This window comes from Yersinia enterocolitica subsp. enterocolitica, assembly GCF_901472495.1.
Lineage (GTDB): Bacteria > Pseudomonadota > Gammaproteobacteria > Enterobacterales > Enterobacteriaceae > Yersinia > Yersinia enterocolitica.
This window is the reverse complement of the sequence record NZ_LR590469.1, coordinates 3,964,011-3,976,212: the sequence shown is the minus strand read 5'-3', so window position 1 is coordinate 3,976,212 and position 12,202 is coordinate 3,964,011. Positions and strand designations below refer to the sequence as shown.

Genomic DNA, 12,202 nt, shown 5'->3' with positions numbered 1-12,202 from the left:
CAGGAGATAAATAATGAAGAAAATGAAGTGGGCGATTATATCAGGAGATGGTCTCCCAACCAGTGGTCTATTAACCATATTTAGAAATGTTGCTGAAATGGCAATAAAAAATAATATGATCACTTATGAAATACCCGCAGATCTAGGATTTTCATGGCGGCCAGATAAGGTTAATTTCTTTCCTCATGGGAACCCAGAGTCACACTATCCTACCTGGATGAAAGTGAGTTCTATTCATCAGTATTCAATGTGTAATGAAGACTATGGTAATGACTTTACTAATATAAGAAGTAAAATAGCCAAATATGACCAGTTAACACATGAAGAAATAATAAATATCCAGAAAGATGTATCTTTAATATCGGAACAATATAAAAAATATTTTATGAATTGGCTTGAGGATAATGACATTGACTGGCTTTTCTGTTTAAACATGACACTATCTGATGCCGTACCTGTTACGTTGGCTATCCATCATGCTGCAAAGAAATATTGGGCAAAAAAAAATTACGGTGGTGTTATCTTCTGGGATCATGATCTTTTTGGCAGCTATGCAATTTATGAAAATGCAGAAAGGTTATATCCGAAAACTCCCAATATCTTAACCCCAATACCACAACACAATACCTATACTAAATGGATAGTCGCATCTGAATCTCTGGCAGATGAATGTAGGTATTACCCAACAGAACTGGTGGCAAAATTTATCCCGAATATATTGCCTTCTATAGATGAATCTAGTTTTAATAATATTCATAGTGAATTTTTAAAGCAGCATAATATCTCCGCGTGTTCGACTATTCTTATCGCACCTGTCCGGGTATTTAGAGTGAAAGGCCTTGAAATATCAATTGATATTTTTAATTCATTGTTTTCTATTTATAAAGAAAAAGGTTTATCTCTCCCCAAGTTACTTATATTCGGAAGTATGAATGAAGACCCTGAGTATGCAGGTTATTTAAAAGAACAGGTGAATATATTAAATCTTAATGATCACATAATTTTTTTGGATGAGGTGCCGCTTCAAACTTATAGAAATAAATATAATAAATGGTGTTTGGACGAAATTGACTTGCTCACCATTTGCCATACTTTATCAGGTGCTGTTTTGTTTACGCCGAATGTAAAAAATGTTGAAAGCGTCGGTTTAGGACCAGCGCTAGCTGCGATTTATACTATCCCATGTGCCGTAACAGAATACTCTGCTTTTACTGAATTCTATGGTTCTGAATACCATCATATAAAAGTTGATCCAAGCTTTCCCAGAGATGCTGCGCAACAACTATTTGAATGGATGTGCATGCATGCCGCAGGCGAGATAGGAATAAAAATGCAGTTAATCAGTAATAAGCTTCTTATTCAATCAAAATTTCCTATAGATCCATGGCAAGATTTTATATCTCTATTAAGAAGTGAACCACAGGATTGCAACGTAAAACCATTGGTTTATAAATAAACATCACATTTGAGAGGGTACATCATGAATATTGCGAAGATAGCAACATCTAAAAATCACACAGAAATTCCTGATAAAATTAATATTTTAATATTAGGTGGAGGAATGTCTGGTTTAGAGTTAGCAAAACATTTAAATAATAGAGCAGTAGAAAATACTGTCATTATAGAAGCAGGGCCAGCTGATGATTGTAACCATATCAATGCAGGGGAAGATTTCCAGCGAGCTGATGAATTTTGGAAGAATGAGGAATCAGATAAATATGCTTACCGCTCGTGGCAATCTTTAAGTGAGCCGCATTATTCAAAAGGAACATGCTTGCGGCGCAGAGTGGGAGGGAGATCACTTTATTGGCATGGTGTTATTTTGCCAATTGAGGCCGAAATTCTTAAATATTGGCCAGAAAAAATTACCAGTGACCTCACCGAGAAGTGGTTAGATGGCCCATCCCTTTATACACAGGTACAATCTGAAATATTAGCTTGGGCAGAAAAAAGCTATGATGCAGACTATCGCTTCAAATTTGCTGATTTTGAATTCAAAGTCGCCCCCCAAGTCACCCGAACACTAGGAGAGGATGAACGTTGGGAAGCCTATTCCCCCCTATCCTATTGGAAACAAGATAATACACTCAATACGCCCCCTCTCATTATTTCCGGATATGAAGCTGTTGCGCTTATTATTGCAAATGGGAAATGCATCGGTGCAAAATTAAAAAATAGGGTATCTAATGAGATACATCATGTATTGGCAGATAAATGTGTACTTGCTTTAGGGACAATTGAAAACTCACGTTTAGCCACTCAAGCACTTTATGATTCGGGGGTTTTGATAGAGAAAAAACTAACGGGCCTTGTTGATCATATTGTTCAAGGATTTAATGTCACCATTGAGCACGATAAAGTTCCAGATAAACTCAAGAAGTTAATTGATAACCATCCCCACACCCTATTTTTCAGCCCGAGCTTAAGGGGTGAGCGATTTAATTTATTTTTTACTATCAACAAATCAGATCTTGGTATTGAATTAGAAGCATGGACGATGGGTGAACAAATTCCTTCTATTCATGCAAATATCAGCATCGCCACGAATGGTGAAACCATGCCATTATCCATTTCGTGTGATTTGGGCGATGCAGATGACGCACTGATTAAACAAGAAAAGTATGAATTAGATATTTTCTGGCGTGAAATTTGCGACCATGCAAAAATCCCATTTGAACCTTTAGATTTTCAATCAGGATTTATTATCCATGCCCGTACCATGGGAGATGTCCACAATCAAATGAGATCACCATTAAGGAAAGTCAATTACAATGTTCCAATAACATGGATTAGTCCTCTTGGTACAGAAAACCATGAAGGCAGTACATTACCCTTAGGAGAAATATTAAAGGACAATCATGAGTTTAATCAAATTAATAATCTATTTGCTATCGGCCCTAGCACATTTCCGCGCCCCGGTGCGGCCAACCCGTCATTAACAACACTCGCACTATCTCGCCGTCTCGCTTATATACTTAACTGACTCCATTGTAAATTAATAAGGATATTAATTATGCATAAACCTATTTATATTCTTGGCACTGCCCTATCTCATGATGGTTCCACCTGCTTAATGAAAGACGGAGAGATTATATTTGCAATAGAAAAGGAAAGAATATCAAGAATAAAACATGATGGTTTTAATGATAATGCTACTATTCAATACTGTTTAGACGCTGCGGGTATTGAATATAATGATCTGACATTAATCGTAGAGCAAAATTCTCATAACCCAATATTTAGTGAACAATTAGAATATCGCAAAAATAGAATTTTGCCTCCTATGGTGCCTGTCGTGACACTTTCACATCACTTGGCTCATGCTTATAGTGCAATAGGCACATCTCCTTTTGATGATATGGGGGTTGTGGTTATTGATGGGCATGGTGGTAGCGTAGATAGCTGTAATGATATTAATGGTAATGTCTCCGCCACTGATAATATTCATTATAATAATCGTTACCGTTATTGGGAAACATGCAGTTACTACGTTTATCAAAATGGCAGAATGCTACCCATCTTTAAAGACTTTTCCCGCTGGGTTAATCGGAAGGATAGAAAAATTTATCCCGTATCAACTTGGGAAATAGAAAATTCTATCGGTGAATTTTACGAGGGGATTGCCTTATATATTTTTGGTGAACTTGACTGTGCCGGTAAATTAATGGGCCTGGCTCCCTATGGCAGAGAAAATGTTATCAATTGGCAACCGTTCTTTTTAAATTCAGGAAAAGTAATATTACGTAATGACTGGTGGATAAATATCGACCCATTACTAAATACTGATCCAGCACACTTTAAAAATAACTTCCAATATTATGCAGATCTGGCCTATTGGGCACAAAGCAAACTTGAAGAGGCTTTATTCTACCTGTTTAACCATTACTACCAACTTCATCCTATGAAAAACTTCGCTTATGCCGGAGGGGTTGCGTTAAATGCCACGGCGAATGAAAAGCTCATTAATGGGTGTAATTTCGATAACTTATATATTCAACCTGCAGCGGGTGACAATGGGCTTTCTATCGGGTGCTGCTATTATGGTTGGCTGGAAGTCCTTAAAAAAGAGCGAGTCAAACATACTGGTTCGCCGTTTTTTGGTAAGAATTATAATGATATTAGCGTAATAACTGAGCTTGAAAAACATAATGACAAGATTGAATACACTTACTGCGAAAATATTGAAGCCATGGCAGCCGACTCTATTGCATCTGGTCAGGTCATTGCATGGTTTCAAGGGGAGTCTGAATTCGGGCCACGTGCGTTGGGAAACAGAAGCATTCTTGCCGATCCCCGCAGCGCGCAGATGAAAGATCACATTAATGCCAATGTGAAGTTTCGGGAAGATTTCCGACCTTTTGCACCCGCGATTTTACATGAAGAAGTGCAAGAGTATTTCCACTTAGATCATGATAGTGACTACATGTTATTTATTGCCTATGTCAAAGAACAATACCGAACTGATCTCCCTTCTATCGTACATGTTGATGGAAGTGCTCGCGTTCAAACTGTTAAAAAGGATATCAATAGAAAATTCCATAAATTGATAACTTCTTTTTTTGAGCAGACTAAAATACCACTATTGCTAAATACTTCACTCAATACCAAAGGTATGCCAATAGTAGAAACACCCAAAGATGCAATTGATTTATTTTTGAGTTGCGGATTGGATGTTTTGTTTATCAATAATTATAAGGTATCGAAGAAACAAAGTAATCAATAACATTTCTCGTTAAAATTGCGAGGTTTTATATGCAAGAAAACATATTTCCCATTCATAAAAAAAACAATCTAAGAATAGGTATTATTCATTTATCTACAGAAGGAATCCAAATATTCGTTGGGGGTGTCGGCTCTTATATCAGAGGACAAATTCAGGCACTACCTGAGGTGATAGCCTTTTTGTCCACCCATAATATTTGCCTGGAGCCACATTTTATTGAGATTGCATACAATAAATGCAATACATTTTTTGATATTGATTGCCACACTCATTATATAAAAGAAATTCATGAGCTAGGAGGATCATTCTCAACGGTACCAAACATGACATTGGGTAATGAAACAGGGTGTTTATGGCCTTACGGTGATGCTTTTCTCGGTAACTTACAAAACTGGAAAATATCCTCTGCCGCCGCCGCCGCAAAGATTATTGATATTAGTGAGAATTACGATATTACCTTGGCATTTTGCCATGAGTTACCATTTTCGTTTACCCCGTTAATTGTCAGCTTACATACTGCTATTGAAGGAGAAAATTTAAAGGTTATCTATGTTTCTCATGGCACAGCATTCAATCATGAAATGCCATTACCTAATCCTGACAGACTTATGGCTGAATCATTGCCTGTTCAATGGGCGAAGATTGATCCTAATATCAAGCTGGGTACTATCAGCAATTTTCTGTCCGAGCACTTAGTTTCACAATATGGTGCTGATCCCCAAACCATGGTACCGGTTCCCGCAGGGGTAAATATTAACGATCCATGGTTTCGGATACGCAGTGAGCAAGAGATTTGCGACACGCTATCTGCTCACGGAATATCACTCGAAAATCCACTGGCTATTACGCTTGGAAGAGGTGTGCATTATAAACGCTATGATTTGTTACTGACAGCAGCCAGTTATCTGGGTGATGATATTCATGCCGTTATCGTCAGTGATCCGGTGTTACCGGAGTTATCAGTATTAGCCAGCCAGCTTGATATACACGCTTCAGTTATAAATTCATTTGATCGCGAACTGATGGCCTGCCTGATTCAGTGGCGTAATACGCGGGTGTGTGTTCTGTCTGCCGAAAATGAGCCGAATGGATTAATTCCTATGGAGTCGCGCTGGTTAGCCAGAAAGCAGGGGGCGATATTAGTTGTCGCCGACTCAGGTGGCCTGCGAGAACAAGTTGAGCACGGTATTAATGGGTTCCTGCATATTCCGGGGGATGCCATAGATTTAGCGGAAGTGATACACCACGTTTGCCAATTAACAGAACGTGAAATAGCGAACATCAGGCTGGCAAGCGCCACATTAATAGAAGAGCGCTATCACTGGAGAAAACAAATTCTAACGCCACTGAGTCACTTAATTCCTCAAATAGCAGCCCTGGATTGAGACTGCTATTTCAAGGAGATTATGTGTGTTGAAGACTTACGCCGCTTACTGGAGTTTGAGTACTCCAGTCGCGGTATCCAATAGGGCATTTTGACCATTACGGCTGGCGTCAAGGCAACCAACAGCCCCGACTAACATCGGAATATCCAATTCTGTTGCCAAAATCGCGCTGTGAGAGAGGATATGCCCACGACTTAAACAAATACCTTTTACATGTTGGTGATTTAACCCAATCATTTGTGAAGGGAATAGCTCCTCCGCTAACAGTAATATTTCACGGTCGACTGAAAAGGGAACTGGCGGCAACCCGGTCAAATGGCCCAAAACACGATTAAGAATATCGCGAATATCCAGTTCGCGGACACGCAGATAATCATCCGCCAGCGCCTGATAGGCTGCCACCATGCTCATCAACTCATCCTGTAATGCCGATTCTGCGCACACCAACTGCTGTTCTATCCGCTTATCCATCGACGCATATAATTCTTCATCATCAATCAGCATGGCATGGGCATTGAAGATAGCTGCCGCCTGAACACTAATTTGCTGTTCTGCCTGCTGCGCCAACTGCTGCAAATCCGCCACGGTGTGTGCTAAGGCCTGATGCAAACGCAATTGTTCGTTAGCAACGCTCCCGACATTAATGGTTTGCGCTAAGAACACCGGCATAGCAGGTAACCACTGGAGCACTGGCGCAGTGATGGCCCCACGAGGAACCATTACGCCAGTGAATCCACTATCACTGATAGTGCTAACGGACTCGCCAAAATGCTGATGGGCCAGTTGCATAAAAGCATCCAGCGCCTCACCGGCTTGCTCACCACTGGCTAGCAGACGAATGGTATCTCCCTTACGTACTTGCAAAATAGCGAGCTGATTCAGGCTACGCGGATTAACGCATTGGCCATTTTTTTCCAGCAATAAATCTGCGGTAAATGGCGCTAATACTTCGACCAATTTGGCCGCTGGCCGGACATGTAATCCGTTAGGATTGCGGACAACCCAACTGACACTTTGTGCATCGGGGGCAGCCTTAGCCACTACCGCACTGTTAGCATCGGGTGCAATGCCCTCACCTAACTGAGCCGCTTTTGCCACCAATGCCCCCATAGCTTCAGCACGTACCTCGGCCAGTGAAGCACCGGATGAAGCTGCCACCACCGCGGCCAGAGTCCCTTCGACCAGTGGAGCTGCGCAGAGCTGCACATTGCTTGCCATCTCTGGGTCTAATAACTCCAGTGCTGTTTCAGCACTGAGTAATGCGCTGCCTAAATCCATCAACACCAATACGCCCGAGGGGGAGTAAACCGATTCAATGGCTTCCATCACTTTGATGGCATCCGTGCCAATAGGATGATCCACGTCGTCTACACCGGCGGCCACCGCTAACTGGCAACCCCCTTGTGTCATTTGCTGTGCCAGTTCGGCCACACCCTGAGCCAGCAGCGCGCTATGAGAAACTACAACGAGATTGACCATCTTTCCTCCTGATTACCTTCTCGGTTGGCCATATTAGTGGCTGGCAACCTGCCATAGAGCCTGCATCATCAACATCGCCGATGTCGCCCCAGGGTCTTGATGGCCAATGCTGCGCTCGCCAAGATAACTGGCGCGGCCTTTGCGGGCCTGCATGGTGATAGTTCCCGCCAATGCAAGCTGTGCGCGTTCGACACTTTGCTGCAAAGCATCTACCAGTGGCACGCCCTGCTGGTTTGCCTGTTCAAGCTGCGCCACAACAGCCCACCAAACATCACACATGGTTTTATCGCCTGGCTCAGCCTTACCGCGCATCACCACCCCTTCGACACCATCTTTAAACATCTGACAGACTGCTGACAGATCCAGGCTCTGTTTGGCATTGGTACTTTGTGCGGCACGAATAAAGAAGGTTCCGAATAAGGGGCCACTGGCACCACCAACACTTGAAAGCAGGGTCATGCCGGTATTTTTCAGGATAAAACCTATGTCTTTATCGGCAAAAGAGGGCAGTTTTTCGACCACTTTATTAAAGCCGCGATTCATATTCAGGCCGTGGTCGCCGTCGCCGATTTCGGTATCCAACTGTGTCAGGAAATCCCGCTGTTCACTGAACACCTCAGCGCAGAGCTGTAACCAACTGACAATTTGTTGTTTGGTAAGTCCCATAGCTTTCTCCTGATGCATTATTTTTTAACCAGCGCAGGGGTATTGACCGGCGCATCCCACAGCGACAACAGCTCATCATCAACTTTCAACAGTGTGATGGACATACCCTGCATATCCAGTGAGGTGCAATAAGAGCCGATCAGTTTGCGCTCGACGGTCAAACCGAATTCAGCACAACAAGCGGCCAGACGATGCCAGACACCATACAATTCTGACAGAGGTGTCGCCCCCAAGTTATTGACCAAAGCAATGACTCGATCACCTTTCGCCAGTGGCTGCTTACTTTGTTCTGTTTCGCACCAGTCGCCAGCTTGTCTGTCCCAATGACGCAGTTTGCGCTTATAGTGACCGTGTTCAATCAAGGTATCGAACATCGCATCCACCGTATCATTCAACGAGGTAAATGGCCGCCGTTCAATGCCGGGCTCACCGTGGATCCCTACGCCAAATTCCATCTCGTTTTCAGCCAAGGTAAAGGACGGTTTACCCGCGGCTGGCACAGTACAAGCCCCAAGCGCGATACCAATAGAATGCCCTTGATTGTTGATTTTTTGGCCGAGTGCTACGCATTCATCCAATGAATCACCACGAACCGCAGCCGCACCAAGTAACTTTTCAATAATAACGGTGTTAGCGACACCCCGCCGCCCAGCGGTATACAAGCTGTCTTTCACAGCTACATCATCGTCAATCACCAATGTCCCCACCGCGATGCCCTCGGCATGCAACAGTTCAGCCGCCGTTTCAAAATTAAGAATGTCGCCAGTGTAGTTTTTAATCAGCATCAGCACGCCTTCGCCACCATCTATGGCTTGACCGCATTCATACATTTGGTCTGGGGTGGGTGAGGTAAAAATCTCACCGGGGCAGGCCCCATCCAACATGCCTGCACCGATAAACCCACAATGCATTGGCTCATGGCCACTGCCACCACCAGACATCAGTGCGACTTTTCCTTTCACTGGCGCATCTCTGCGGGTGACAAAAACTGGCTCCTGATGCAATACCAGCTCAGGATGGGCCTCCACCAACCCCTTAATTTGTTCCTGCAATACACTCTCAACGCTGTTAATTAATTTTTTCATTTTATGCTCCGCGAACGGGAATGCCTGGGAAAGAGAGCAGCCGATGATGAGGGACACCGGCATACTCAGTCAGTTAACTTGTCTGTCGAACCACTTAATTGAGGAAAGCCTGGCCTAAACGGTCAGCCACAATAATAGCGGCATAAACACTGTCTGCAGTGACGGCAAACGGCATATTGTGAATAGTTTCACCCTCAGCACAGCTGGCCTCGGCTACCGCGCGAATTTTGCGTTCGATATCCTGTGAAACACCCATTTCGGCCAATGTGATTGGTAAACCTAATTGTTGGCAGAATGAGAGTACAGTTTCGATCTCTTCCATACTGCTATTCTGCAACACCAGCTGTGTCAGGGTGCCGAAAGCGACTTTTTCACCGTGGTACAGGTGATGACACTCTTCCAATACAGTGAAACCGTTATGAATGGCGTGAGCTGCCGCCAGGCCACTACTTTCAAAACCAATACCACTCAGATAAGTATTGGCTTCAATGATGCGCTCCACGGCTTCGGTAACAACCCCAGCTTCGACAGCCAGTTTGGCTTTGTAGCCCTCTGCCAACAGGGTTTCGTAACACAAACGAGCCAGAGTGACGGCGGCTAATGTCGATGCGCCGCCCGCCATGCTGATGGCCTTGGCATCAAAACAGGCCTGAGCTTCAAAGTAAGTAGAAAGCGCGTCGCCCATACCGGAGATAAGCAAGCGTACCGGCGCTTTGGCAATAATCGCGGTGTCCATCAGGACGATGTCTGGGTTTTTTGGATAAATCAGATATTCGGCGAACTCACCCTGTTCGGTATAAATCACTGACAGAGCACTGGTTGGCGCATCGGTAGAAGCAATGGTGGGGACGACAATCACCGGGATATGTTGATAATGAGCAATCGCTTTAGCTGTATCGAGGGTTTTCCCGCCACCAATACCAATCACACCATTGCAGTGATGTTTTTTCAGCTCAACCGTTAGGCGCTCAATTTCGTGGCGGGAACATTCACCGTTAAAGCGGCTAAAATGATTTTCCAGCTCACTGCCTTGCAGGCTGGTACCAACAGCATCCGCCGTTAGCTTCATCACAAAATCATCAGCAATAATAAAGTAGTTATTAGCCAGTAACTTAGCAAATTCGCCAATGGATTGTAGTGCATTGGCACCTTGAATATATTTAGACGGAGATTGAATGACTTTCAGCATATCTTGCTCCTGTAGCGTAACAGATAGTGTAAGAATGAATCTTTTTTTAGGGTCAATTTGATGAAACTGGAACCACTATAAGCGCAAAAAACAGGCTGAGAATCGACAGTTAAAACGTTCCAAAATGAAACAGTGTTAGTTTAATGATGTTTCATAGTGAAACGAATGAGTGAAAGGTCAGGGGCAGGAAGAGAGGTAGTGCACAGAATGCTTTATGAGCATCAAGATGAATCAATATCGTTTGGTATAAGACAAAAAAACAGCCCCAAGAATGGAGTAATGCCAGTCAGTTAAGCAACTGACTGGCATTTTTGTTCCTGGCTTTTCCATATTTATACGGCCTTTCCTTCACCACCCTCGGGAAGGCTCTTTCTCTTCTTATCGGTAACTTCACCATCTGCGCCATGCTCTCCATATCCCGCATCAGTTCCGGGATGCGACCTGGTGAAGCTCCCTGTAGCGTCATCAGCATCCGCATCACCATCCCGCACGATTCTGAGAAGCTCAGCTGATTCGGCCAGTATCCTTTCAGCGCTCCCGCCATCTTAATCATCTGATAACGCACCAGATTATAGGCCAGCAGCACTCCCCATAGCTCCTGCTCAACAAGCTCCGGCTTTTTACTCCGCAGCGTCAGTCTGCTCAGTTGCATTGTCTGCTTGATTTCCCGGTAACCCAGCTCAATTTCCCAACGATGACCGTACAGATCCGCCATCTCTCCCCCGGGATAACGCATCGTATCTGTCATGGATGTCAGCAGGTGGTACACCTTCCCTTTTCGGGTGATGGTCAGCAGGCGGGCTGTCATTTCAGCCCCCAGCTCGGGCCACTTTTTCCGGGCCTGTGGGCTGGTTTTCAACTTCACCAGATGATCGCCTTTTCCCAGTTTCCGTATCTCTTCATACTGTGCGCCTTTCTTCAGCGGGATCATCCAGTGGCGGTGCTCGCCGGCCTGGCTCCAGGCATTCAGAAGCCCCAGTGAGTAGTAGCCTTTATCCATCAACGTCAGTGTGTTATCAGCAGTCTGGTCTATCAGTTGCTCAGCCAGCGTGTATTCGCTTTCTTTCATCGTACCGAAGGCCGCCGCTGTTAACAGGTGGCTGGTCAGTTCCATCTGGCAGACCATTTTCACCTGTGGGTAAAGGCCCGGTTGTCCGGCATAAGTCTGGCGCGGGAAGGCGGTATCGTTCTCTGGCGTATCTGGTGTTCGCCAGACCACGCCATCCACGGCCAGCAACGTCAGACCGCACCAGTGAGGATGGGTGACGGAGCCATGCCACAGCTGCGCCGTTTGTGAGAATACCCGGCGAACAGCCTCGCTTCCCAGCCTTTGCCGTGCCTGGATAACGGCGCTGGGGGCCACGAAGGGGCGATCGCCCGGCAGCATGATATCCAGCCGGTTAACGATTTGATGAAGAGGTTCTTTACGCTCGAGTGCCATCCCGACAATGCACCAGACCATCATTTCCAGCGGCAGGCGGCGCTTGCGCAGAGTCACCGTGCCGGATTCGGCAAGACAACGGGAGATGAGCTGGGGGTCGAGGTAATCTCCCAGTGTGGTCAGTGGGTTACGCAGTGAGTCGTAGCGGGAAACGAGATCAAGAGCCTGTCCGATGTGCATAAAAAAATCCGGAAACGAAGAACATTTCCGGATTCTTACACAACCACTGGATCG

9 protein-coding genes are annotated in these 12,202 nt (G+C 44.7%); 4 read left to right on the top strand and 5 right to left on the bottom strand.

The features are described from left to right. Nucleotides 1-13: 13 nt before the first annotated feature. Genes FGL26_RS18830 through FGL26_RS18815 form a run of 4 tightly spaced genes read left to right on the top strand, consistent with a single transcriptional unit; the run spans nucleotide 14 to nucleotide 6,108 of the window. Nucleotides 14-1,456: a glycosyltransferase family protein gene (locus FGL26_RS18830; protein ID WP_005166863.1), complete on the top strand. Its 1,443-nt coding sequence runs from the start codon at nucleotides 14-16 to the stop codon at nucleotides 1,454-1,456. Nucleotides 1,457-1,480: 24 nt separating this feature from the next. Then, entirely contained in the window at nucleotides 1,481-2,983 is a 1,503-nt protein-coding gene (locus tag FGL26_RS18825) for a hypothetical protein (protein WP_005166861.1), read from the top strand. A 30-nt stretch (nucleotides 2,984-3,013) separates the two neighbouring features. Next, the gene (locus FGL26_RS18820) at nucleotides 3,014-4,723 is read left to right on the top strand and encodes a carbamoyltransferase family protein (RefSeq protein ID WP_005166859.1); all 1,710 of its coding nucleotides are present in this window, start codon (nucleotides 3,014-3,016) and stop codon (nucleotides 4,721-4,723) included. A 29-nt stretch (nucleotides 4,724-4,752) separates the two neighbouring features. Then, on the top strand, nucleotides 4,753-6,108 hold the full coding sequence (locus FGL26_RS18815) for a glycosyltransferase family 4 protein (protein WP_005166857.1): 1,356 nt from the start codon (nucleotides 4,753-4,755) through the stop codon (nucleotides 6,106-6,108). Nucleotides 6,109-6,153: 45 nt separating this feature from the next. Here the strand turns inward: FGL26_RS18815 and dhaM are convergent, their stop codons facing one another. The 5 genes from dhaM to FGL26_RS18790 form a co-directional block, all read right to left on the bottom strand. Next, on the bottom strand, nucleotides 6,154-7,587 hold the full coding sequence (dhaM, locus tag FGL26_RS18810; RefSeq protein WP_005166854.1) for a dihydroxyacetone kinase phosphoryl donor subunit DhaM: 1,434 nt from the start codon (nucleotides 7,585-7,587) through the stop codon (nucleotides 6,154-6,156). 33 nt (nucleotides 7,588-7,620) lie between these two features. Next, nucleotides 7,621-8,253: a dihydroxyacetone kinase subunit DhaL gene (dhaL, locus tag FGL26_RS18805; protein WP_005159131.1), complete on the bottom strand. Its 633-nt coding sequence runs from the start codon at nucleotides 8,251-8,253 to the stop codon at nucleotides 7,621-7,623. Nucleotides 8,254-8,270: 17 nt separating this feature from the next. Continuing rightward, nucleotides 8,271-9,338 carry a dihydroxyacetone kinase subunit DhaK gene (dhaK, locus tag FGL26_RS18800; protein ID WP_005166850.1) on the bottom strand — a complete coding sequence of 356 codons (1,068 nt, stop codon included), beginning with the start codon at nucleotides 9,336-9,338 and terminating at the stop codon, nucleotides 8,271-8,273. A 94-nt stretch (nucleotides 9,339-9,432) separates the two neighbouring features. Further along, nucleotides 9,433-10,527 carry a glycerol dehydrogenase gene (locus tag FGL26_RS18795; protein ID WP_005166846.1) on the bottom strand — a complete coding sequence of 365 codons (1,095 nt, stop codon included), beginning with the start codon at nucleotides 10,525-10,527 and terminating at the stop codon, nucleotides 9,433-9,435. Between the two features lie 286 nt (nucleotides 10,528-10,813). Continuing rightward, complete coding sequence (locus FGL26_RS18790) at nucleotides 10,814-12,148, bottom strand: IS4 family transposase (RefSeq protein WP_011815285.1); 1,335 nt, start codon at nucleotides 12,146-12,148, stop codon at nucleotides 10,814-10,816. Nucleotides 12,149-12,202: the final 54 nt, after the last annotated feature.

Excerpts from the sequence above, each read along its gene's own strand:
- FGL26_RS18830 (WP_005166863.1), top strand. The coding sequence starts at position 14 with ATGAAGAAAATGAAGTGGGCGATTATATCAGGAGATGGTCTCCCAACC.
- FGL26_RS18825 (WP_005166861.1), top strand. The coding sequence starts at position 1,481 with ATGAATATTGCGAAGATAGCAACATCTAAAAATCACACAGAAATTCCT.
- FGL26_RS18820 (WP_005166859.1), top strand. The coding sequence starts at position 3,014 with ATGCATAAACCTATTTATATTCTTGGCACTGCCCTATCTCATGATGGT.
- FGL26_RS18815 (WP_005166857.1), top strand. The coding sequence starts at position 4,753 with ATGCAAGAAAACATATTTCCCATTCATAAAAAAAACAATCTAAGAATA.
- dhaM (WP_005166854.1), bottom strand. The coding sequence starts at position 7,587 with ATGGTCAATCTCGTTGTAGTTTCTCATAGCGCGCTGCTGGCTCAGGGT.
- dhaL (WP_005159131.1), bottom strand. The coding sequence starts at position 8,253 with ATGGGACTTACCAAACAACAAATTGTCAGTTGGTTACAGCTCTGCGCT.
- dhaK (WP_005166850.1), bottom strand. The coding sequence starts at position 9,338 with ATGAAAAAATTAATTAACAGCGTTGAGAGTGTATTGCAGGAACAAATT.
- FGL26_RS18795 (WP_005166846.1), bottom strand. The coding sequence starts at position 10,527 with ATGCTGAAAGTCATTCAATCTCCGTCTAAATATATTCAAGGTGCCAAT.
- FGL26_RS18790 (WP_011815285.1), bottom strand. The coding sequence starts at position 12,148 with ATGCACATCGGACAGGCTCTTGATCTCGTTTCCCGCTACGACTCACTG.